Source organism: Mesorhizobium sp. WSM4848, from assembly GCF_055811375.1.
In genome coordinates this window covers 24,410-46,347 of sequence record NZ_JBVVPX010000008.1, presented here as the reverse complement: position 1 = coordinate 46,347, position 21,938 = coordinate 24,410, and the positions used below count along the sequence as shown (strand labels likewise).

At 60.0% G+C, this 21,938-nt stretch carries 18 protein-coding genes and 1 pseudogene; 6 read left to right on the top strand and 13 right to left on the bottom strand.

Annotation, left to right across the window (positions count from 1 at the left end; all coding sequences use genetic code 11):
• Positions 1 to 85 precede the first annotated feature (85 nt).
• From nifA to AC0L16_RS10325, 8 genes are all read right to left on the bottom strand, one after another.
• Entirely contained in the window at positions 86 to 1,837 is a 1,752-nt protein-coding gene (gene nifA / locus AC0L16_RS10360) for a nif-specific transcriptional activator NifA (RefSeq protein WP_473610077.1), read from the bottom strand.
• Positions 1,838 to 2,005: 168 nt separating this feature from the next.
• Positions 2,006 to 2,305 (bottom strand): ferredoxin family protein, encoded by a 300-nt coding sequence (locus AC0L16_RS10355; RefSeq protein WP_473585629.1) that lies wholly within the window; start codon positions 2,303 to 2,305, stop codon positions 2,006 to 2,008.
• A gap of 12 nt (positions 2,306 to 2,317) precedes the next feature.
• Entirely contained in the window at positions 2,318 to 3,625 is a 1,308-nt protein-coding gene (locus tag AC0L16_RS10350) for an FAD-binding protein (RefSeq protein ID WP_473620612.1), read from the bottom strand.
• 11 nt (positions 3,626 to 3,636) lie between these two features.
• A complete protein-coding gene (locus AC0L16_RS10345) occupies positions 3,637 to 4,746 on the bottom strand; it encodes an electron transfer flavoprotein subunit alpha/FixB family protein (RefSeq protein ID WP_473597337.1) in 1,110 nt (369 codons plus the stop codon).
• Between the two features lie 18 nt (positions 4,747 to 4,764).
• On the bottom strand, positions 4,765 to 5,613 hold the full coding sequence (locus tag AC0L16_RS10340; RefSeq protein WP_473620610.1) for an electron transfer flavoprotein subunit beta/FixA family protein: 849 nt from the start codon (positions 5,611 to 5,613) through the stop codon (positions 4,765 to 4,767).
• 183 nt (positions 5,614 to 5,796) lie between these two features.
• Entirely contained in the window at positions 5,797 to 6,174 is a 378-nt protein-coding gene (gene nifW / locus AC0L16_RS10335) for a nitrogenase stabilizing/protective protein NifW (RefSeq protein ID WP_473610083.1), read from the bottom strand.
• A 330-nt stretch (positions 6,175 to 6,504) separates the two neighbouring features.
• Positions 6,505 to 7,704 carry a cysteine desulfurase NifS gene (gene nifS / locus AC0L16_RS10330; protein ID WP_473620608.1) on the bottom strand — a complete coding sequence of 400 codons (1,200 nt, stop codon included), beginning with the start codon at positions 7,702 to 7,704 and terminating at the stop codon, positions 6,505 to 6,507.
• A 182-nt stretch (positions 7,705 to 7,886) separates the two neighbouring features.
• Positions 7,887 to 8,207, bottom strand: coding sequence for a HesB/IscA family protein (locus AC0L16_RS10325; protein ID WP_473620607.1), 321 nt, complete (start codon positions 8,205 to 8,207; stop codon positions 7,887 to 7,889).
• Between the two features lie 323 nt (positions 8,208 to 8,530).
• On the opposite strand from AC0L16_RS10325, the gene AC0L16_RS10320 reads away from it, so the two are divergent.
• Positions 8,531 to 9,592, top strand: a complete 1,062-nt coding sequence (locus tag AC0L16_RS10320) for a hemin-degrading factor (RefSeq protein ID WP_473620605.1) — start codon at positions 8,531 to 8,533, stop codon at positions 9,590 to 9,592.
• 715 nt (positions 9,593 to 10,307) lie between these two features.
• Here the strand turns inward: AC0L16_RS10320 and AC0L16_RS10315 are convergent.
• Together AC0L16_RS10315 and AC0L16_RS10310 are read right to left on the bottom strand one after the other, a co-directional pair.
• A complete protein-coding gene (locus AC0L16_RS10315) occupies positions 10,308 to 10,496 on the bottom strand; it encodes a hypothetical protein (RefSeq protein ID WP_473620604.1) in 189 nt (62 codons plus the stop codon).
• A gap of 568 nt (positions 10,497 to 11,064) precedes the next feature.
• Positions 11,065 to 12,231: an IS110 family RNA-guided transposase gene (locus AC0L16_RS10310; RefSeq protein WP_127257056.1), complete on the bottom strand. Its 1,167-nt coding sequence runs from the start codon at positions 12,229 to 12,231 to the stop codon at positions 11,065 to 11,067.
• 425 nt (positions 12,232 to 12,656) lie between these two features.
• On the opposite strand from AC0L16_RS10310, the gene AC0L16_RS10305 reads away from it, so the two are divergent.
• From AC0L16_RS10305 to AC0L16_RS10295, 3 genes and pseudogenes are all read left to right on the top strand, one after another.
• Positions 12,657 to 13,874 carry a cytochrome P450 gene (locus AC0L16_RS10305; protein WP_473620602.1) on the top strand — a complete coding sequence of 406 codons (1,218 nt, stop codon included), beginning with the start codon at positions 12,657 to 12,659 and terminating at the stop codon, positions 13,872 to 13,874.
• A 43-nt stretch (positions 13,875 to 13,917) separates the two neighbouring features.
• Positions 13,918 to 14,040 (top strand): annotated as a pseudogene (locus AC0L16_RS10300) (ferredoxin); the annotation flags it as partial.
• A 159-nt stretch (positions 14,041 to 14,199) separates the two neighbouring features.
• On the top strand, positions 14,200 to 14,784 hold the full coding sequence (locus AC0L16_RS10295) for a nuclear transport factor 2 family protein (protein ID WP_473620685.1): 585 nt from the start codon (positions 14,200 to 14,202) through the stop codon (positions 14,782 to 14,784).
• A gap of 181 nt (positions 14,785 to 14,965) precedes the next feature.
• Here AC0L16_RS10295 and AC0L16_RS10290 read toward each other — a convergent pair whose 3' ends face one another.
• Positions 14,966 to 15,139, bottom strand: a complete 174-nt coding sequence (locus tag AC0L16_RS10290) for a hypothetical protein (RefSeq protein WP_473617145.1) — start codon at positions 15,137 to 15,139, stop codon at positions 14,966 to 14,968.
• 366 nt (positions 15,140 to 15,505) lie between these two features.
• Between AC0L16_RS10290 and AC0L16_RS10285 the strand changes: the two genes are divergently transcribed.
• On the top strand, positions 15,506 to 16,147 hold the full coding sequence (locus tag AC0L16_RS10285; protein WP_473620601.1) for a nitrogen fixation protein NifQ: 642 nt from the start codon (positions 15,506 to 15,508) through the stop codon (positions 16,145 to 16,147).
• On the opposite strand, the gene rpoN is transcribed toward AC0L16_RS10285, so the two are convergent.
• Positions 16,126 to 17,535, bottom strand: coding sequence for an RNA polymerase factor sigma-54 (gene rpoN / locus AC0L16_RS10280; protein WP_473620600.1), 1,410 nt, complete (start codon positions 17,533 to 17,535; stop codon positions 16,126 to 16,128). The two genes, AC0L16_RS10285 and rpoN, sit on opposite strands and share 22 nt — an antisense overlap.
• Before the next feature lie 180 nt (positions 17,536 to 17,715).
• On the bottom strand, positions 17,716 to 18,249 hold the full coding sequence (locus AC0L16_RS10275; protein WP_473620598.1) for a redoxin family protein: 534 nt from the start codon (positions 18,247 to 18,249) through the stop codon (positions 17,716 to 17,718).
• A 1,676-nt stretch (positions 18,250 to 19,925) separates the two neighbouring features.
• Between AC0L16_RS10275 and AC0L16_RS10270 the strand changes: the two genes are divergently transcribed.
• Positions 19,926 to 21,092 carry a DUF418 domain-containing protein gene (locus tag AC0L16_RS10270; protein ID WP_473620597.1) on the top strand — a complete coding sequence of 389 codons (1,167 nt, stop codon included), beginning with the start codon at positions 19,926 to 19,928 and terminating at the stop codon, positions 21,090 to 21,092.
• Positions 21,093 to 21,938: the final 846 nt, after the last annotated feature.

Here is a 21,938-nt window from a genome sequence, read left to right as displayed (position 1 = left end):
AGGGTCACTCGCGCAGCTTTGGCCCGGGCTCCGACACATTTCGCGTAGCTGGCGCAGTGTTCTCGTTCTCCACCTCATGAGAACGCTAGAATTTCTTCACCTCGATCCCGTGTCGGCGCAAAGCGTATCCGACCTGTCGTGGCGTGACGCCGAGGACACGGGCGGCCTTGGCCTGAACCCAGCCGACCTTCTCCATCGCGCCGATCAGCCGATCGCGTTCCGTCAGGCGCGGGCCTATTGCAGGGAGAGCGGGATCGTTTGTAGGGTCGGCAGTATGGGGTCGCACGTTATCCTGCGGGGCGCCGAAGCGCCCGGCCGGCATCGGCAATCCGGCGGGCATTATATTGCTTCGAAATCGCTGGTTGCCGGTATTGCCGCTGAGCGAATCAGCTTTTTTCCAGAGGAGCCAAGATAGGCATTGGTTATTGTTGCAGGCAAAATCCGATGGAGCGATTGTCCTTGAGCGCGCTAGCGTGGCCGTCCTTTGCACGCAGTTCTCCAATTCTCGCACGTTACCGGGGAAGTAGCATTGCGAGATAAACTCGAGCGCCGACGGCGCGAAGGCGAGTTCGAGATGGTTCTCCTTGTTGAATCGTTCGAGGAAGGCGTTCGCAAGGCGAGGGATATCCCCCGGTCGCTCTCGGAGCGGAGGCAGGATGATTGGCACCACATTGATGCGATAATAAAGGTCGGCCCTGAACTCCCCGTTTACGACAGCCGACTCGAGATCCCTGTTGGTAGCGCATATAAGTCGCACGTCGACCTGCAGCGTCTTGGTACCGCCAACACGCTCCAGTTCGCCTTCCTGCAAGACACGTAACAGCTTGGCTTGGAAGGCAGGTGAAATCTCGCCGATTTCATCGAGTAGCAGCGTTCCCCCATTTGCCAATTCAAAACGGCCGGCGCGCTGGGAAATTGCCCCTGTGAAGGCGCCTTTTTCATGTCCGAACAGCTCCGACTCAAGAACGCTTTCCGACAGTGCGGCGCAGTTCAACTTGACGAAAGACTTCCTCCGCCGGCGCGAGAGCCTATGTATGGCTTGCGCGAAAAACTCCTTGCCGGTGCCGCTCTCGCCCCTCAGGAGCACGGTGGAATTCGTCCTTGCTACAATGGAGACGGTTTCGAGCACCTGCTTGAGTGCGGGGCTCTCCCCGATGATCCCATCCATCTTGACGGACGCATGCGGGACGGGGTCGGTCCGGTCCTCATCGGACGAATTCTCCGCTGTCCAGCTCTCACCGACGCGCCGCTCACGATCCCTAGTCAAGCCGCGATGGAGGCGAATAGTGCGGCCGACGAGGTTGGCCACCATCGTCAGGAAGCAGATGTCCTCATCGTAGCGGGACCCGTTTGCGCTGTCTCTTACGATCGACAACGTCCCGAGGATCCTGTCCTCAGCCTTAACCGGGAGGCCGATAAAGGCCATTGGGAGGGAATTAACACCAGGACGTGTTTGAAGCTCGGCCTGAAACAACTCGGACGTGCTGAGGTCGGCGATGACGAGCCGCGTGCCCGTAGCGACGATTTGATTTATTGCGGCCTTTGGTATGATGGGGTGAGTGCCTGATGGGCCGCTGCCGGCACTCGCGGCGATCTCCGGCTCACCTTCAGAGTCCAGGACAAAGATTGCTCCATGACGCATTTGCACAAACGACGGGAGAGTGTTCGCGACATTGGCCAGCGTAACCTCTAGCCGGGAGTGAGCCGTCAGCGCCTTCGACACCTCGTAGATTCCCCTGAGCCAGTCATCTGCTTCGAACATCCCATCACTGGCGGGTTTGCGGAAGGTGTCTCGACGTCCTGCTTCGTTGACCCGATCCGAGGATATGTGAGCCATGGAAAGACCTCAGCGGTTGTGGTCAGGGTGCTCCTCCCAAGCGCCTTTTCATCAGTTCAGGAAGTTCACTCGCTCCGCAATTTGGCGAGATGGTGCCGGCAAGATTGCGCTTTGTCGCGAGTTCGGGAGTACACAGGTGCACACCCGCCGAAACGGTGCCAAAGCCGATCATCCGAACTTGAAGAGGACGCCGAAGCCACCACGCGGATAATTCCATTCGATCTCGCCGCTGGCCTCGCACAAAACGCGGCAGGTGCCGCACTCCATGCAGCCATCGGCGGTGATTTCAACTTGACCTTTGTCGTTCAACTCATAGCATTTCGCTGGACAGACGCGGGTCAGCGCGAGCAGATTCGCGCTTGGTTGCTTGTGCGGTCGCACCTTTATATGCGGACGGCCGGAGTCCACCAGATAGCGGTTCTGGTAAAGCTTGTCTTCGACACGTGATTCTGTCCCTGGGTTCGTCATGTCATCAGTGCCTCACCGCCACGCCAACGCCAGGCGGATCGCGTCGCTGACCAGCCCCAACCGCGAGCGCGCCTTGATGAAGGCTGCCGTGGTCGCCTTTTCCTTTTCGATCTTTGGCGTGCCGTCGACACGCATGAAGTTTTGCGCGGCTTGCGACATCAACCGCGGGTAGGTCGTGAAGAAATTGCAGGCGTTAGTGTGGAGTAAAGCTGGCATGTCTTTGTATTTCCGCAGGTCTTTGACTACGAAGGATTTATCCAGCATCGTCTGGTAAAGGGCGAGGTTCCGTTTGGTCATTGGATCGTTGCGTCTCTTCACCTGTATGATAGCCTCAGCCGCAATGCGACCGGAGGTCATGGCGAGGTTCGAACCCTCGCGGTGAACAGCGTTGTTCAATTGCGCGGCATCGCCGACAACGACCCAACCGTCGCCAAAGAGCTGCGGAATAGCCTTGTAGCCACCTTCGGGAATGAGATGCGCCGCGTATTCTTTCACCTCCGAACCGGCGATCAGCGGCCGGATCGAAGGATGGTTTTTCAGCGCATCGAGAAGGGCGTAAGGGCTCTCCATCTTCGCGGCGAAATCCGAGACGAGGCAGCCGATGCCCAGTGAGATCGATTCCTTGTTGGTGTAGAGGAACCCGAGCCCGGCCATTCCGTGGGATATCGTGCCGACTGCCTCGATCACGCAGCCTTCACTCCCTTTGACCCCGAACCGCTGCTCAATGACCTCTTCGGGCAGGAAATGCATCTCCTTTACTGCGAGCGCCACCGTTTCCGGTTTCAGCATCTTGCGAAGACCGCCCCGCGTGCCAAGCAGCCCGCAGACACCTTCTGCAAGAACAACTACGTCCGCGTAGATCGCTCCGCCGGCCCGATCCGTGCGGACGCCGATCACCTTGCCCTGGGCATCACGGACGAGTTCCGTCACCGTCGTCTCGCACAGAACCGTCGCGCCGGCCTCGCGCACCCTGCGCGAAAACCATTTATCGAACTGGGCACGAATGATCGTATAGCGGTTGGGCTTCACCTCGTTGAAGTCGTCCGACCGATAGTGAATCCCGGTGTGGGAGGTGTCGTCCATCACCCAGAGCCGCTGTTCAACCAGATGCCGCTCGAGCGGTGCATCATCCCGGAAATCCGGGACGACCTTCTCCAGCATGTTCGCGTACATGATGGCGCCCTGGACGTTCTTGGAGCCCGGGTATTCACCTCGCTCCAACTGGAGTACCTTCAAGCCGTCGCTTGCCATCGTGTGAGCAGCTGCGTTCCCGGACATGCCGGCCCCGATGACAATGGCGTCGAACTCTTCGTTGATCATTTCCATCTCCCTTAGCTCGCAAGCTTGTCGCGACTGTGCGGTGACAGCCGCCGGGTGAAGGCCTCGGTCAGCGCGGGCAGGAAACGGACCGCATCGGTGACGATCCCGAGGTGAGCGAAATCGAAAATCGGCGCGTTCGGGTCGGTGTTGATGGCCACGATGAGATCGGCTCCCTCAACTCCAACGCGGTGCTGGATGGCGCCGGAAATACCGGCCGCTATGTAAAGCTTCGGCCGGATTGTCTTGCCTGTTTGGCCGATCTGCCGATCGGCCGACATCCAGCCCTTTTGGACCAGCGGCCGCGAACAGCCGAATTCGGCGCCTATCACTCGCGCGAGACTCTTCACAAGCTGCAGGTTCTCCGCTCCGCCGAGACCGAGCCCTCCCGCAACCACCACATCCGCATAGGCGAGATTGGCGTTGCCCGACTGGCTGTCCGGAAGGAATCCTAGCACCTTGGTGACGATTTCATCCTCGGCGAGCGACAGCTTGTGCGCGATGACACGCCCCATCGCTCTGTCTGCCCGCTGCGGCATGGGCATGACCCTCGGTCGCACCGTCGCCATCTGCGGCCTGTAATTGAGCGTGTAGATCGTGCATAGCAAGGAGCCCCCAAAAGTCGGACGGGTCGCGGCGAGTGAACCGTCGGCATCCACGTCGAGTTCGGTGCAGTCGGCCGTTAGCCCTGTCAGCAAGGACGTCGCGACGGAACCGGCGAGATCCCTGCCGAGCGTGGTCGCACCGAGAAGCAGGATCTCGGGTTTGTAAGTATCAACCAGATCCGTCATTGCCTTGGTGAAAGGCTCATTGCGATAGTCGGCGAGCAGCGGCGCCTCAACGAAGTAGACAAGGTCGGCGCCATAGGCGAAGGCCTCGGCGACTGCGTTCTGGGTGGCTTCTCCAGGGGGCCCGAGCACAGCGCCCGCGAGCTGGACGCCAAGTTTGTCCGCCAGCTTGCGGCCCTCGCCAAGCAGCTCGAAGGATACGGGGTGGACCTGGCCGCGTTCGAGCTCGATGAAAACCCAGACGTGCCGATAGTCCCTGAAACGCTCAGGAAGCTCCTTCTTCATCCCGGCGCGGCCGGGGGGCTGGCGAGGGGTGTCTGAGTTCGTGCTCGACATATGGTCTGCTCCTTGCCGTCACGCGCCCTCGAAGGCGAGTTCCGGTTCCAGCGCCGGCTGGCGGGTGAAGATTGCACCAATCAGTTCGTCTGCGGTATCGCGCAGCGTCTTTTCGGCGGTCTCAATTTGCTCCGCCTTTTCCGAACGGGCGCTAGGGGCGAAAACGCGTTTGACGACCGTCGGCGAGCCACGCAAGCCGCATTTGGTGAGATCTTCAATGCCGGCCTCGGCCGCACTCCATTTCACAATCTGGCTGCGCGCGGCGCAAAGCGCGTCTTCGATCGAGCCCCGGCGCATCTCGTTTGTGCCTTCCAGCATGGTGATGAGGCAAGGCAGCCTGCTCTTCAGCTTCTGGGTGCCGCCCTCGCAACGGCGCTCGACCGTGATCTCGCCTGCAGCAAGATCAATGGAGGCGATTTTCGCGACATAGGTGAGTTGAAGGAGATCGAGACGCTTGGCGATGCCGGGCCCGACTTGGGCGGTGTCGCCGTCGATCGTCTGTTTGCCCGTGAAGACCACGTCCGGCGTGCCGAACGTCTCGCCGATCTTCGCGATTGCCTGGGAAAGAGCAAAGGAGGTCGCCAGTGTGTCGGAACCGGCAAAATAGCGGTCGGTCAAAAGCACTGCGCGATCGGCGCCGTAGCCGAGCGCCTTGCGCAGGGAGTCCTCTGCCATGGGAGGACCCATAGTGAGCGCTGTGACCTCCCCGCCATAAGCGTCGCGTAGCCTGAGTGCTTCTTCCAGGGCAAATAGGTCGTAAGGGTTGATGATGGTCGGCACGCCCTGACGCATGATGGTGTTCGTCACCGGATGGACCCGTATCTGTGCCGAGTCCGGCACCTGCTTAATGCTGACGACAATGTGCATTGGCGTTCTCTACGCTGTTATCCCGATGCGAGCTGGCGGTGCGAGTTCTTGTTTGCATTGTTCGTGCCAAGTGTTTTGCGAGCGTCTTTCCTTTTAAATTCCATTGATCATTTCAGAGGCCCCCCGGTTTCGGTGCCCGAATTGTCGGCTTGTCGACATTGTCGCGTCGCAACTATGCAGCGCTTATTGGCCGAACCGCTTCAGGACGGAGTCGAACGGAACGAATGTGCGGTCTGGCGTGTAAGGTTTGTTCGGATTGTGATCTTTGAGCACCTTGAAAACCCGGTGCGTGAGCGGCGAGGAAAGCGCGAACTCCTCGTAGGCGCGTTCCAGCATGGCGCGCATGCGCGCGGCGATCACCTGGTCGGGCAGACCGGAGAAATCTTCCTCGGCAAGGTATTGGCCCACACGCTTGAGGATGTGGAGCCGTGAGACATTGAGCACCTTCGGATCATACGAGACGCCAAGGACAGCGAAGAACTCCTCCGCGGACGATAGGCCTTTCAGTCGCGTGAGGATGTTGGTGACGTCGATGGAACTGCTGTCAGCGGAACAACTCATTTGCGTTCTCCCTTTGTCGGAAACGGTGGTTTCTGGTGCGTTGGTCGCACATTCGACATGCAGCCCCGAAAGCCGCGGGCTGATGAACGAATGCGCTGAGCCAGCGCGGCAATCGCCTCGTCGACCTCGACTGATGCATGGAAATCCCGTGAGGTCATCCGGCGCCCTGCCGTGAACCGCACCGGAACACTCCATGCGACCACGGCGCAAATTGCGTCGATCTCGATCGCAAGCTTTCCGCCACCGTCAAGGCAACGCCGGGTGCCTGCTCGCCCTCGCGCAGGGTAGTATCCTTGAGAAAGACCCGACCGCTCATGAATGGACGCCGGTTCATCTGCCGCTGAGACCTGGTCCGCATTGAAGGCCTTCGGCGCTCCGTATATTCGACCCGGAACTGTGGGCGTCGCGCAGCTTCTCCACAATTGAAGGCAAGACCTCTAGCACCCGGTCCACCTCTTCTTGTCCGTTGTCACGCGCGAAAGAGAAGCGGACCGCCCGATGTGGCATTTTCATCGCCCTCAGGACGTGACTTGGCTCCGCACAGCCCGATGTGCAGGCGGACCCGGAGGAACAGACGATACCCTCGCGGTCAAGGAGATGCAGGATTCCATGGCCTTCAATAGCTTCGAAGGCAATGTTTGCGGTGTTCGGCAAGCGCTCCAGGGGATCGCCGTTGACGAAGCTGTTTGGGACACGCTGGACAAGCCCGTTCTCCAGCCGGTCGCGGAGCCACTTTATCCGCGTGGTCTCGGCATCCATGAATTTCAAGGCGAGTTCGGCGGCCATGCCGAGCCCGACTATGCCGGGCGTGTTTTCGGTGCCCGCGCGCCGGTCGCTCTCTTGGTGACCCCCCTTGATCAGGGACTGGAACGGCACGCCGCGCTTGACGAAAAGTGCGCCTACCCCTTTTGGTCCATGAAATTTATGACTGGAGAGCGACAGCATGTCGATGGCGGTTGATTTCAGGTCCATCGGGAGCTTGCCGACTGCCTGCACGGCATCAGTGTGGAAAAGGGCGCCGACTTCCTTGGCCAATTCGGCGAGCTTGGCGACGGGGAAGATCGTACCAGTCTCGTTATTGGCCCACATGATCGAGACGATTGCCACGTTCGGGTTGAGGACGGCCCGGTAAGCGTCGACGTTCAGCCGGCCATGGCGGTCCACCGGGATCCTGTGCACCTTAGCGCGGCGCGTCTCCTCAAGATGAGCGCAGAGGGTCAGCACAGCCGGATGTTCGACAGCGGAAGTCACGATCTCTGTTCGGTCAGGCATCACCTCGAGCGCCGAAAGAATGGCCGCATTGTCGCTTTCCGTTCCACCCGAGGTGAAGGTGATCTCATCGTCGAACTCCGCGCCAATCAGCGCCTGCAACTGACGCCGCGCGTTGCTCAACGCGGCGCCAGCAAGGGCGCCAAAACCGTGCGCCGACGAAGGGTTGCCGAATTGATCCGTAAGCAACGGCAACATCGCTTCAACGACCGCGGGATCGACCCGTGTCGTTGCGTTGTTGTCGAGATAGACAACTTTCATGGGCTATGGTCCTCAATGGATCGAATGACATGAAGGCGCAACCCGGTCGCATCGAGCCTTGCGCATGCCGTTGCTGGCGGAGACGATCCAGAAGCGGTGCAGGGGCCCCCCAGATTGGCGCAGATTGGGCCGCCATCGCACCAACAAGCTCACCTCAGGCGCCCTCTCTCCTTCTTCGGCAATCAACTACAGGACTTGCCGCAGGAGCACTTCCCGCTCGCATTCGGATTGTCGAAGACAAAGCCGGAGGTTTCGAGACCCGTGACGAAGTCGACGGCCATGCCGGCTACATGCGGCTGGGTGCCGGCGTCTACGAACACCTTGATCCCATCTGTCTCGATGATCGCGTCGCCCTCGCGCGGGACGCTCTCCAGGCCCATCGAGTATTTGAAGCCGGAGCAACCGCCGGCCTCGACCATGATGCGGAAGCCTTCTGCCGGCTCACTAGCCGTGGAAAGAGCGGTTTTAACGGCGGCAACGGCCTTGTCGGTGAGCGTAATCATCGCTCGTTTTCTCCTCGGTGCGTGACACTTCGCGGATCACCGTGCATGGACCGTGCCAATGGGAAGAAACCGTTTCCGGACAGTGCGACATCGCCAACGCGGCCACGATTCTGGTTCGGCTGTTGCCGCGAAGGCGTTGGGCAACCGACAGATATTGTCGGATTTTGTCGAGACCGCCACAGGGGGGTGGGCTCGAGTTCCCTCTGAACTGGCTCGTAAGCCGGGCTTCCGAGACGCTTCGAGAAATTGGCACGACTTTTGAGCTCTTTTTTGGCGAGGGCGAAGACGCCCTACCGACAGTATGCGCAAGCAGGGGTGAAGACATGCACCAGCACGAGAAACCGTCGCCGGAGAGAATTCGACGGGCACGCGAAGACAGCCCCAAAATCCGCGACCGCGATCTCGCCGCCCAATTGGGCATTTCGGAAGCGGAGCTTTTCGCGGCACATTGCGGTTTTGGCACGGTGCGCATCGAGCCCCGCGTTAATGATATGCTAACCGGTCTCGAGGCGGTCGGCGAGGTGATGGCGCTGACCAGCAATGCCAGTGCCGTGCATGAGAAGATAGGCATCTACGATAAGGTGTTCACCGGCAAGCATCACGCCATGGTGCTCGGCAATGACATTGATTTGCGCATCTTCCCGAACGTGTGGGCGCATGGCTTTGCCGTCGAGACTCGCGATGGCGGGGAGATCCACCGCAGCCTGCAATTCTTCGACGCCGCAGGCGAGGCAGTGCACAAGGTGCATCTGAGGTCGTCCTCCAACCTCTATGCCTATCAAAAACTGACAGACGAGCTCCAATCCTCGAACCAGGAGCCGATCGTGTGGGTTAAGGGGAGGTCAGCCGAAAACGTCGCAAAGATTGCGGGCCAAGCCGCTACAGTCGATGACCTGCGGGAGCACTGGAGCCGGCTGACCGACGTGCACCAGTTCTTCGGCATGCTGAAGTCCCTGAACCTCAGCCGCCGCCAGGCGGTGCGCATGGTCGGCCAGGATTACGCCTGGCTGCTCGACAATGCTGCCGTTGGCGCCATGTTCCATCGTGCGGCCGAGGACGAGATGCCGATCATGTGCTTCGTCGGCAATCGTGGCTGCATCCAGATTCATTCCGGCCCTATCAAGTCGATCAAGCAGATCGGGCCTTGCATCAATGTGCTCGACGAGACTTTCCACCTGCATCTCAGGGCCCACCACATCCGTGAGGTTTGGGCCGTGCGCAAGCCGACCAGGGACGGTCACGTCACGTCACTCGAAGCCTATGGCGCCAATGGCAAGGTGATCGTCCAGTTCTTCGGGACGCGCAAGGAAGGCGAACCCGAGCGCCACGACTGGCGGCTACTGGCCGAGAACCTGCCGCGCATTCCCCGTTCAACCGCCGCTTGAGGTGAGGCCGATGCATATCGATTCCCGTTTCGCTCGGCATGCGCCGCTACTCTGGATCTTCTGACCACCGCTTTGCCTGCCGAGGCCAACGAGGGCACAGCTGCCTTTTGCGGCCCGCCGAGGATCACCTCGATCGGAGGCGCCATTCCCGAGGGCCACCGCGCTTGGCGAGGATCGCCATCATTGCTCCCGTTGCGATGAGCCACAACCTGAACTCCGCGGTAAAGCTACTCAATGCAGGCAAATGCGTCAGCTGCCCGGACGGGTGTGTTGTCGGTCAATTGTCCAACATCCCAGATGTACGGCAGCGGGCGGGAGGAATTGCTCGAAGTGAAGTCGATTGGTCCCTCCGTCAAGATTCCAGAAGACGGCCTCCACAAAGGCATCTCGAATGATCCTTCGCCGGCAAGAGCCCTCGGCGTCTCATGCCAAGCTCGAAAGGTAACGTCCGAGACGGATGCAAAGCTGAACACGCCCCAAAGCAGCCCGCATTATCAAAGAACGCTTAGCGCATCCTGTTCGCGCTATCGGCTCAGCGCGGCTAGATTCTTGCCAAGAGCAGCAACACAGCAGTCAACGGCCAGGTTGCCGATGCGACCAGTGCTGTCGAGGATTTCTCTGGCTACCAGCAGATACACCGACGAGGCGATCGCCATCGTCAGGCCGATGTGATCCTGACGAAAAAGGATGTGGGGCTGCCGATCTCGGCAGTGAGCTATTTGCGGGCGCCCTGATGGGCTCGGCGCCGGCGGACGTGGGCCTTCTTCTTGCCACAGGCGCGGCTGATCGCGGCCCCGATCTCCGGCTCGCTCAGGCGCTCGACCGCATACAAATCATCTCGCGCAAGAGATCGGGATCCGGAGCCTTCTCCACGAGCGCGCAGGTTCACCATGTCGTCGGTCATCGATCGTCCTTCGAATTAGTTGGGTCAGCAACCCGACCTTACCGACGAAGTATCGATGACGACCGCAAAGCCGCTCGCTCGCTTGTATGGGCTAATCTTTGTCAAGGTGATCTTTCAGTCGTTCCGTCTCCTTGTTCAGCTGTGGCGCCCCATTTGTTCCTGCTTTGGCTCCGGGGTTCATTGGGGGCGCCGCGCGCAGTGACGGTCAAGGGTGGGCCTTTGGCCATCGCGAAGCGACTTGCCCTTGATGGTCACGAGCACGGCGGCAGCGTTACATTGAGCCGGCAGGTGCCTGTTCGTAGAGGTCTATAACTTGCAAACCGAGGGGAGCTCGCCATCCGGCGCCGTAAACGCGCCGCAAGCTTGTATGCGGTTATCCTCGCGGATCAAAAACCATGATGCAGCCATACGCATCGGCGGCGAAGCTCCGGGCGGTGGGCCCATTCTACAGCGCGGCGTCGTAAGCCATGTGAGCGGCCGGGATCACCACCACCTCGGATCGTTATCGGCAGACGCTATTGCAGCTGCCAAACTTCAATGCTCGTCCTGTCGAACCCTCCTCCATGCTTTATACCGGACGCAGGGCTACTCCCGTCGGGATCTCGCCGGTCGTGACAAGTCGCCAGAAGGCAATCAGTAGCTTGCGCGCCAAAGCCACGATCATTGTCTTGCGCGTACCGCCACGGCCATCGGCCGTTCTCGCGCAAAACCAGTGCGCCAGCGCGCTGTCCTTTTGGAATTGGAGGAACCGCCAAGCCAGTAGGATCATGCCGTAGCGGACGCGAGCGTTGCCGGCCCGCGCAAGACCTTTCTCGCGCCTGCGTTGGCCGCTCTCATCCGGCGCCCCGGTAAGTCCGGCATAGCGGGCGACGGCTCTCCGATCACGCAGGCCGCGTGAGAGAATCTCATTCACCAGCATGTCCGCAGTCTCGATACCGACACCGATGATCCGCGCAAGAAGGCGAACCATCGCGAGCGGACCCTTCTCCGTGTCCGGAACCACCGAGAGCTGCCGCAACCGCTCCTGTTCGATCTCGTGGATTTGTTCACGCAACAGGTGAAGCCGTCCGAGATTACGGCGCAACTCGGCTCGGCTTCGTTCCGGTAGGGGCATACCTTCCGCCGTATGCAGAGCCTCCAGTTTCTCGGCAGCTTTGCGCAGATTGGGTTTGAAGGCGCGAATGCCGAAGCGAGCGAGGATTGCCTTGATGCGGTTGACGATCCGTGTACGTTCGCGGACGAGATTGTCTCGTTCACGGTTCGGACGGCGGGCCTCCTCCTCATTGATGGTTGGGATGGCTGCCATGCTGCAGTGGCGCTTCTCGCCCCGCAGCCAGCCAAGAAAGGCGCGCATCAGCAGTTCGGTATCGAGGCGATCGGTCTTGGCACGCCGATGTTCACGGGAAACCGCGACGCTCGATGGATGTATGACATAAGCTTCGACAGCGCGCGCCTGGAGCCAGCGCGCCAACCAAAAGCCGTCGCGTCCAGCCTCATAGGCGACAACGATGCGCCGGACTTCACGCCCGGCTTGGATGGCTTCGCTGCGCCAGCGGCGCAACAGCCTGAACACCGAATCCGGGTCAGCATCGAGCTTCTTGAGAGGGTTACGTTCAAAGCCAGGGACCGTCGCAGCTATGAGCCACTTTGTCTGGCTCATCTCAATCACTGCGACCAACGTGCTGTCCTGATCAAGGGCGGTAAGGGATTTGCTTGCATCAAAGGATGGTGACATGGGGCGCTCCTTAGGTAGCTGCTCAACAGCGTCGAGGGTGCCACACGCTCGCCGCCGCCCATAGCATCTACAGCGCTTGTGGAGGGCGCGCTCGCGAGCGGCTTCGCTACCGCCGAGCTACACCCTCTCTCGCAGGTGACCTCGTTCGATACTTAGCCTCTTCACTCGGCTCCTCGTTAGCATTCTTTTCTACAAACCTTGTCGTGTCTGGAACAGTCATGAATGTCGAAATTCGTACCAAGGTTAGCCTCAGAAGGGCCGCTACAACACAGATATGATCAGCGCCAATGGTGCGCTTACTCGGCACGCAACTTGCTCGATTTTGTGATCGGAGGCGTGTCGGCGGTGCGTCGCGGAGCCCAGCGGTGACGAACAGCCTTGCGATCTCAGCCGAGCGCGTAAACGCCTGAACGCAGGAGAACCAAATGGCGACCAACCCGGTTCCAGATCATGTCCCGCCGGAAATGGTGGGCGACTTCAGCCTCTTTTCGTCGCCAGGCATGGCTCCGGCGCCCAACGGCGACCCGCACGCAGCAGTCGCTTGCGTGCATGCCGGACCGCGAATCTTTTATTCGCCCTGGAACACACGTACGGGGCAGGGTGCTTGGGTCATCACTCGCGCCGCAGATCAGCGCCGGGTGCTGCAGGAGACCGAAAACTTTTCCAGTCATCGCAACGTCTTCGCATCCGCGCTGGGCGAAGACTGGCCGACGATCCCGCTCGAACTCGATCCACCTTCCCATGCAGTCTTTCGCTCATTGCTCAATCCGCTCTTTTCGCCGAAGCGTGTAACGGAACTGGAGCCCGCCATCCGCGAGCGAGCGATAACGCTTATCACGAGGATCGCCTCTTCGGGCACAAGCTGCGACGCGATGAAAGATTTCGCCTACCCTTTCGGAGTCAGCATCTTCCTTCGCTTCATCGGACTGCCGGAGCACCGCCTTGAGACGTTTGTTGCCTGGGCGAGAGATCTGCTCCACGGCGATGATGTGAGACGGCCGGCGGCGGCTCGGACGATTGTAGCGTTCATAGACGAGCTGGCGGCGATGCGCCGCAAAAAGCCCGTCGACGATTTCATGAGCTTCATTGTGCAGGCGCAGGTCGAGGGCCGCGGGCTGACAGACCAGGAGGTCCGTGGCATTGGCGTGCTCGTTTTGGTGGCCGGGCTCGACACGGTCGCTACAGCCATAGGCTTTGACTTGGCCTACCTCGCGCGAAACCTGGAAGATCAGGAATTGCTCCGAAAAGAACCGGACCGGATCGTGCGCGCAGCCGAAGAACTGCTGCGCGCCTTTCCGAGTGTCCATATGATCCGCGTGGCACGGAAAGATATCGACTTCGAAGGCGCGCCGATCCGCAAGGGAGACTTTGTTTCCTGCGCCACGATGATTGCAAATCGTGACCCGGCGGAATTCGAGGCCCCCAACACGGTCGATCTGACGCGAGAGGGCAACCGCCACGCCGCCTTTGGCTATGGTCCCCACCGTTGCCTTGGCTCACATCTCGCCCGGCGGGAAATTGTCATTGGCCTGGAGGAATGGCTGGCGCGCCTGCCGCCCTTTCGGATCAAGGAGGGAACAGCACCCATCACCCATGGCGGCCATGTGTTCGGGATCGAAAATCTGATCCTGGACTGGGCCTAAACCTAGCCCGGCCTGAGCCGGGCACAGACGTTGGGAGGTCGCCTTGCGCATCATCGTTCACAAAGCCAGATGTCAGGGGCATGCGCGATGCTCGGCGCGAGCGCCGGCAGTCTTCAAGCTGGATGAGGCGGGCTACATCCTACCTGGTGACATTGAGCTTGCGGATGGGGAGCAACTGCTTGCGGCAGATGGGGTGCGATCCTGCCCCGAACTAGCGCTGGAAATCAACGATCCGCCTGCTGCGCGCATAGTAGCCGAGGCCACGCGCAAACGGAAGACTGCGCTCCCGGAACACCTCAGAACCACGGAATTTGCGACAGACCCTGTGGAGCAAACAAAAATTACCGAACTACTCGACCGTGAGGCGATCCGTGACTGCCTCTATCGGTACTGCCGCGGGATAGACCGTGCCGATGAAGCGGCACTGCGCAGCGCCTACTGGCCAGATGCACATGACAATCACGGGCCCTATCGCGGCTCGGCAGAGGGCTTCATCCGGTTTGCTCTCGGCGTCTTCAAAACCGGACCGCGCAACATCCATCAGATCACGAACATCCTTGTCGAATTCATCAACCCGGCAGAGGCCACGGTCGAGAGCTATTTCACCGCGCTGCAACGCGGACCCGACAAAGACGGAGAAATACGCCAGATGCTGCTAAGCGGGCGCTACTGCGATCTGTTTCAAAAGAGGGCAGGGGAGTGGCGGATTGCCGAACGGACCGTTGTCTATGACTGGCTCGAGGAGCAGATCCCATCGTCGGTGCTGGAGGCAGAACGCTTCGGCCCGCGACAGCCGATCGGAACACCGTATCCGGACGATCCGGTCTATGCGCTCGGGAAGCCTCGCACTGCTTCTCACGACAATGCCTTCACAGCTTCAGAACCGCATCAGTGGGACGACGGACTATGAATACTTTGCAACGCCACAGCGACACCCTGCAAAGTAAAGGTGCGGCCGGCAGGGACCCGCGACGGCGTGACTGTGACAGCGCTCTGCTCTGCCACCACGAGCGCACCAGGGACGCCGGTGTGCATCGATTTGCTGAAGCTTGGCAGAGCCGCTCATCGATCCTGAACCGGGTCAGATCGTGTTACAGAGCCAGTTGGAAGAATTCGACCAGGGACAATGCTGCCAGACCGAATTGTGGTTCGATCAGACCATTCCCGCCATCAACAACGCGCTGGGTCATGCGCGGGTTGAGTTCACAACGGGTTGTACTTCTTGCGGCTTCTTGGCCGTTCAGATGGCATAAACGAACGTCCATCGGCCGCTCATGACCGGACGCTATAGATGCCTCTGACTAGCGCTTTCGGCACCCTGGACGGCTCCTGACGGGCTGCCCGAATATCTCACCTGCCGAGGCTTTGCTTGCACGGGGTAATGCCGCTGCTGAAGGGGTCTGCTCGAGCGCGGTCCCTTCACCGAGTCTAACCCAGGGTGAAGTCCTCGCGCTTGCGACGGTAGCGCGGTGACTTCGAAGGCGAGCTCAAGGCGTGGTCATGGCGGTCGACCCGCGGCCCGCTGTATTGGGCTGTATGGGGTCGAGCCTGCGCCGGCGCGTCCCCTAGTCAGACACATGTGCTCGCGGCAGGGCCGCTGCATGACGAGAACAAACCAGGAGAACGGGACCATGTCCGCCCATAAAGACGCATGTGTCGGCGCCGGCCAATGCCCCACCGTCGAGCCGGAGAGGGGGTTCGACGAGCATGTCCTTGCCTGCGTTCTCTCGTGTGCGCTCAAGGAGGTTGAGGCTGGCGAAGCGACAGCGACGGAGTCAACGGGCCTTTCCCTGGCCGAGCTGCGCGAGGTCCTGCCCCGGGGTTTGTCCGCAACCACTATGGCGGCCTTAGCCTTGGAAGACGTCAGCGATCCTGAGCCGAGCATGGAGGAAGAACTTCTGCGCGGCCTTCTGCTGGCGCATGCCCGGCCGAGCGACCCGGTGAGCGGGCGCTTCGCTAAGATCGTCGCCCGGCGCGCCATGCGCGATGACCATCTGTGGCAGGATCTTGGTCTTCTCAATCGGGCCGAGCTCAACCGCCTGCTTGCCACCCATTTTCCGATGCTTGCAGCCGGCAATACCCAAAACATGAAATGGAAGAAGTACTTTTACCGCAAACGCTGTGATGCCGAAGGGTTTTCGCTATGCACTGCGCCCAATTGCCGGGAATGTAGCGATTTCGACGGTTGCTTCGGCCCAGAGGAGGGCGAATGTGAAGAACGCGTCACATTTGATTTAGGGGCCGCTTTTGGTCACGAGGCCTTGAGGCCTTGATCGCCGTCCCGCCACAAGCGCTTTTCCCGGCGCCGCTGTATGGAGGAGGGGATGTTCATCGCCTCGCGATATTTGGTGACCGTGCGGCGAGCGAGATCTATGCCGCATTCCTTGAGCCGGTCGGCGATGTCATCGTCAGAAAGCATGTTATCAAGCGATTCTTCGGCGACCATCGCTTTGATCCGATGGCGGACAGCCTCAGCGGAGTGCGCATCCCCGCCTTCACAGGAGGCGATCGCGACAGTGAAGAAATACTTGAGTTCGAACACCCCGCGTGGGGTAACCATGTACTTGTTCGAGGTCACCCGGCTTACAGTCGACTCATGCATGTTGATCGCGTCAGCGACCGTCCTGAGATTGAGGGGCCGTAGGTGGGCGACGCCATATTCCAGAAAGGCATCCTGCTGGCGCACGATTTCGGTGGCAACCTTAAGGATCGTCTTGGCGCGCTGATCGAGGCTGCGGATCAACCAGTTCGCGTTTTGCAAGCATTCATTGAGAAATGTCATGTCTTTCGATTTTTTGGCGGCTCGGCAGGAAACCTCCGTGACATAGCTTTGGTTGATCAGCACCTTGGGCAGCGTGTTCGGATCAAGTTCGATCTGCCATCCACCTCCTGGCGAGCGCAGGACCCATACGTCCGGTATAACGCATTCCGGCGTTCCCGACTGGAAAGTGTTTCCAGGCTTGGGGTCAAGCGCTCGGATTTCCTGCAGCATGTCGAGAAGATCTTCTTCATCGACGCCGCAACGCTGCTTCAATGTCTGAAAATCGCGTCGCGCAAGCATCTCAAGGTTGGCAACCAAAACCGCCATCGCCGGGTCGAACCGGTTTCGCTCGCGCAACTGTATCTCGAGACATTCGCTGAGCGATCGTGCGAAAATTCCCGGTGGATCGAGGTGCTGCAAGACGCCCAGCACCCGTTCCACATGGGCCAGCCCGACGTTTAGGGTGTCAGCCAAGTCCGAAGGACTTACCCGAAGATAGCCAGTGTCATCCAGATGCCCGGCAAGCTGATGAGCAATTAGCCGCTCGTGCGGTGTGAAGGCGGTGAGGGAGATCTGACGAGCGACATGGTCGTGCAACGTTTCGGCTAAGGCGACAAACTCCTCATAGGCAGGACGCTCGCCCGGCGTGGTGTTCGTCGTGTTGGGCTGGGATTTCCCTTGTCTGGGCAGGTCCGGGGACCCTGCCCAGGTCGGTCCTTCAACCTCGCCAGACAGCCCTTCTTCGTTTGGCGCGTGCTCCAGAAGCGGATTTTTCTCGAGCTCCTGGTCCACGAACTGATGCAGTTCGGCATGCGTCAGCTGCAACAGGCGAATCGACTCGATGAGTTGAGGCGATGCCGCAAGAGACTGTTTCTGAAGTAGGCTGAAGGACGATTTCATGGTCAGTTCGGTATTCCTGTCAAAGAAGCTCTTGGCCGTGGCTAATTAGATCTCTCACAGGTCGACGCTTCTAAGCCGCGTCACGTTTGAACGACCTCACGGGACCGCGCGCTCCAGAGCTTTGCGCTTTGCGCACACAGTGTCGTTCAAAACGCGTGCGCATGGTCGATGTGCACCAGGTCACGCAGCGTCCTTCAATGATTGAAGGACGTTCTGCGGGGATGAGACGCCATAGGGGTCAGTCTCGCAGTTGTCGGAGAAGCCTTCCTCCTCAAACCACTGCTCCACCACGCCATTATTAAGCAGAGCCGCGTAGCGCCAGGAGCGCATACCGAAGCCCAGATTGTCCTTGGCAACCAGCATGCCCATTTTGCGCGTGAACTCGCCAGACCCGTCCGGGATCAGCTCGACCTTCTGCAGCCCCAAGGACTTTCCCCATGCGTTCATGACAAAGGCATCGTTGACCGAGAGGCAGTAGATCGCGTCAACTCCTTCTTTCTTGAAATCCTCGTAGAGATTTTCGAAATTGGGCAGTTGGTAGGTCGAGCAGGTCGGGGTGAAAGCGCCAGGCAGGGAGAACAGGATGACGCGTTTGTCGGCAAAGTAGTCGTCGGATGTTTTTTGTTCCCAACGGTATGGATTTGGCCCCTGGACTGAATCATCGTGAACACGCGTGAGAAATGTGACGAATGGGACCTTCTTTTGACCGGTCATCAACTTGCTCCTTTGAAGAAACTGGCACACTGAAATCTTACTGAGGGCTGGCGCATACCGCGCTGTGGTGCTGCCCTTCGCGAGACAATGCCTACGCGGCTCCCGATCCTTTCCCCGTTCCGGTGTATGGGAAACGGCCCGGCTCCAGATGTTCGGATCTCCAAACCGGGCGATGCCCAGTGCTCAGCGAGAATAACCACCGCCGCCTTTGTCGATCGTTTAGAGCTTCGTGTGCCAGCCATGGTTCGGTATCGGCTTTCATCGTGTTCAATGGGCTCTGCGCACGAGCAGCAAGAGGCGTGCCATTTGCAATGAAGCTGCTTCTGCACCAAAGTTTCCCGTTCGGACGACGTCTTTCGCCAAGCCCGATGCGCGCCATAGCCGTCAGGTGTGTAGCGCGGATGTTTGCGCTTCCGCCGGCTGGCAAACGATGCACCACACAGCGCAAGCCCATGCCCCGGCGCAGCCGCGGGCACCACCGCAGCGGGGACACAGTGTGCGCTTAGCTATGTTCGCAGAGGCATGACTGACGCGAACGCACGCCCCTGTGGCAGCAATTCATGGCGGCCGCTCTTCGGCGATCGCCATGATCCCGCGTCGATGACGATCGAATTTGGCTCGGCCACGATCAGGACATGCTTGGCCTTCCAACTGGCTTCGCCGTGCGCCTCGATCGAAACCTTTGTGTCGGAAACGAAACGAGAATTGTCGCAAGGCCGACCGAAAGGTCGCCGAGCCGCCACTGGTTAGCGGGAAGGGGCGCAACGCCAACGGAGCGCCAACCGGGCACGCAAATTGCGGTCGATCATCTTGTCGGTGGCACGTCCGCAATTCGAGCGAGAACCTCGGCTGCGCCGTAACGTGGGCATTTCAAGACGATGATTTGACGGATCTCGCCAACTCGCGCCGAAGTTTGCTGAACATACGCTGCCTGACCTTCAAACGGCCATAAAGAGCAGATTGCGCCCTATCTCCCAAGCTCGCCGGCTCCGCCAGTGAGTTCGATCCCATGAAGCTGGCGGACATGCTAATCGCGACGGTGAAGCCGTTGCCCTGACACCTTGCAACATCAGGACAACGTGCGACCCCTTTCCTGCGTCCTCCCGTCAGATCATTAGCGATTCCCCTCTTGTCGAGCACGACGCGCTTCCATCTCGGCTAGCCCATTCCGACTCAGGTGGACCGCCCCGGTGAGCCGATGGCCTCAATTCCGGCCGGGTGTGCTTGCCACCGGTGGCACCGAGGCAAGCGGCTTCCGCCGCCGGCACTGCAGGTCCAGGAAGCGCTGGACCTCGATCGTTTGGACTCTTTTCTGTTCCGGCGAATCTTGAAGGTGATCTGTCACGGTGGCTAGGCATACAGGTTTCGCCAGAGGGCTGAAGCTGGCCGCGATTACTGAGGCCCGCGCGGCGTGCTGGTCGGATAATCCACTGTCTTCTGTGGTCTCTCGCGCCGCCGCCCATCCGTGAAAACGTCGGCTGCGCGACACCTTGTGTGTCGGATTTGTCAGGTCCGCGCCAACAGGCTCGGCGACCCAAGTCTGTGTTTGCCGCAGGCTGTAGCTCGATCCGCCAGATTGGCACGAGCTTTGCTCCCTCGGGGCGAGACCACGGCAGCAGCCAACGGGCCTCCTATCGCGGGTCCCGCGATGAATACAACCAACGAAGGAATCCACCATGGCACTGCCGCACCGCATCTTCGAGAGCGGGTCACGAGATGGGTGGGCTGCAGCTCGGTTGGTCGGCATCGACCTTGCTCGCGGCTTGGCTGTCTTCGGCATGTATGCCGTCCATGTTGGTCCCGGCAGGGGCGAAGGACTGGTCGGTCATATGATGGCCTTCCCCTTTGGGCGCTCGTCCGTCCTGTTTGCCGTATTAACGGGTTTTTCGCTCATCCTGATTACCGGCCGCAACCCGCCGAAATCGGCGCTAGCCGGTAGACATGCCATCGCCAAGGTTGCAATTCGCGCCCTTATTCTGCTCGCGCTTGGCGAGATCCTGACCTATGTCAAGGCGCCGGTCTCCGTCATTCTGGCATACTACGGAGTCTGCTTCCTGTTGGTCCTGCCGCTATATCGGCTAAGCGCACAGCGGCTCGGGTTGATCGCGGCGGTGGCAGCATTGGTTCTCCCGCAGGTGCGTTTCCTCCTTCTCAAAACGTTTGGCTCCGGGAGCTCGGACCCCGAGCTGTTCACCCTCCTGGTCAGCGGCAGCTATCCCGCCTTGACCTGGGTTCCTTTGCTGATCGCAGGCATGGCCATTGCGCGCTTTGACCTTCGCACGCGCGCAATGCATTTGCGCCTTGGTGTAGCCGGCGTCGCGCTGGCCGTGTTGGGCTTTGGGGGATCGTCGCTCGCGCTGCATTTAATGCCTGGTGTAAGCGCCGAGTTGGCCGATTTGCGGGGACTTGACCTCACTCCCCACTTCTGGTGGCGGCTGGACTTGGACGATCTCACAGCGAGTTGGCTATGGCTTGCCTCGCCTCATAGCGAGACGACGTTCTGGATTTTTGGCAGCGCCGGTTGCGCAATGATCATCGTGGCGGCTTGCTCGCTTGCCATGGATGCGCTCCCGTTCGTTCGAAAGCTGGTCTCGCCAATAATCGCGGTCGGCTCGATGCCTTTGACGGCCTATCTTCTGCATATTCAGGGAATATATATTCTTGGAGAACCTCACTCGCTGTCCGCGCTCTTTGGCTTGATCGTGGTTGTAAGCGCTTTCGCGGTGCTTTGGCTGCGCTTCTTCCAGCGAGGACCGATGGAAGCGCTGATGGGTTGGATCGCAGATCGAGCGACGCGACGTCCGCTGAGCATCACGTCGACCCGACTTTCGGATCGACAGTGACGCTCGCCAAAGAAGGCGACTGACCGATGGGCCGACATAGCTGACAACAAAAATATCGCACCCGCTCGGTACCATGGTGGTGGCTACCGCCGCCTTGGAACCATTGGCCCGCGCGCCGCTTTGAGGATACGAAGTCCGAGTATCCTGGCGCATTGTGCGCGGTGTGTTTGATGCATCGCGAAAGTCCTTACTTTCGGATTGAGCGATGCCCTGTCGATCTCCACGATGGGAGGCTGTCAACCTAGCGAATACGCCCGTTCCGCCGCTGAAGACGAACTCGCATTGAGATCAGGCGGCGCCATGCGCGCAAGTGCTTGCCAAAGCCGTCGCTGTCGGTTGACCGTGCCGTGTCGTTGGCTTGGTAGAGCCTGCGGATGGGCCACCGATGTGCCGTATGGCATTCGCTTGCCTTCTTTTCGCGGAAGTCTTTCGATATGAAACTGGTTAGTCGCTCTCGAAGAGAGATAGTCGCGCGAGCTGAGAGCGAATTGACGCTCCGCAAGTTGGATCCGGCGGGGCAACGCGCATTCTGCGCGCGCTTTTCTGTCACAGCCTGCTCGAATTTCTGGACCTTCGGCACTCGCGCAGCTCATCGCGGGTTCGACTTGAGTTTCGGATCGTGCAGGCGTGCTGTCGGGAACCGCCTCTCAGCGACTGTTGCGCGCGATAAAGGTGGCGGGCGCAACGGTCGAACTACGGGCCGGCCCGGCGTTTTTCATGGCGGGGTTTTGCATCGAGACCAGAGCGAGGCGACGCCTCAAGAACGGCACCTGCTCAGCCATCCAAGCGCGACCCGCGCTCGCCCCGGTTGCGTAACCAACTCCGCCCGGGCGAACGCTGATGCAC

Bases quoted from the DNA above. Each gene is read 5' to 3' on its own strand.
- AC0L16_RS10275 (WP_473620598.1), bottom strand. From the start codon at position 18,249: ATGACCGGTCAAAAGAAGGTCCCATTCGTCACATTTCTCACGCGTGTT.
- AC0L16_RS10315 (WP_473620604.1), bottom strand. From the start codon at position 10,496: ATGACCGACGACATGGTGAACCTGCGCGCTCGTGGAGAAGGCTCCGGA.
- AC0L16_RS10305 (WP_473620602.1), top strand. From the start codon at position 12,657: ATGGCGACCAACCCGGTTCCAGATCATGTCCCGCCGGAAATGGTGGGC.
- AC0L16_RS10310 (WP_127257056.1), bottom strand. From the start codon at position 12,231: ATGTCACCATCCTTTGATGCAAGCAAATCCCTTACCGCCCTTGATCAG.
- AC0L16_RS10350 (WP_473620612.1), bottom strand. From the start codon at position 3,625: ATGATCAACGAAGAGTTCGACGCCATTGTCATCGGGGCCGGCATGTCC.
- nifA (WP_473610077.1), bottom strand. From the start codon at position 1,837: ATGGCTCACATATCCTCGGATCGGGTCAACGAAGCAGGACGTCGAGAC.
- nifS (WP_473620608.1), bottom strand. From the start codon at position 7,704: ATGAAAGTTGTCTATCTCGACAACAACGCAACGACACGGGTCGATCCC.
- nifW (WP_473610083.1), bottom strand. From the start codon at position 6,174: ATGAGTTGTTCCGCTGACAGCAGTTCCATCGACGTCACCAACATCCTC.
- AC0L16_RS10325 (WP_473620607.1), bottom strand. From the start codon at position 8,207: ATGATTACGCTCACCGACAAGGCCGTTGCCGCCGTTAAAACCGCTCTT.
- AC0L16_RS10270 (WP_473620597.1), top strand. From the start codon at position 19,926: ATGGCACTGCCGCACCGCATCTTCGAGAGCGGGTCACGAGATGGGTGG.
- rpoN (WP_473620600.1), bottom strand. From the start codon at position 17,535: ATGAAATCGTCCTTCAGCCTACTTCAGAAACAGTCTCTTGCGGCATCG.
- AC0L16_RS10285 (WP_473620601.1), top strand. From the start codon at position 15,506: ATGTCCGCCCATAAAGACGCATGTGTCGGCGCCGGCCAATGCCCCACC.
- AC0L16_RS10320 (WP_473620605.1), top strand. From the start codon at position 8,531: ATGCACCAGCACGAGAAACCGTCGCCGGAGAGAATTCGACGGGCACGC.
- AC0L16_RS10340 (WP_473620610.1), bottom strand. From the start codon at position 5,613: ATGCACATTGTCGTCAGCATTAAGCAGGTGCCGGACTCGGCACAGATA.
- AC0L16_RS10355 (WP_473585629.1), bottom strand. From the start codon at position 2,305: ATGACGAACCCAGGGACAGAATCACGTGTCGAAGACAAGCTTTACCAG.
- AC0L16_RS10290 (WP_473617145.1), bottom strand. From the start codon at position 15,139: ATGGACGTTCGTTTATGCCATCTGAACGGCCAAGAAGCCGCAAGAAGT.
- AC0L16_RS10345 (WP_473597337.1), bottom strand. From the start codon at position 4,746: ATGTCGAGCACGAACTCAGACACCCCTCGCCAGCCCCCCGGCCGCGCC.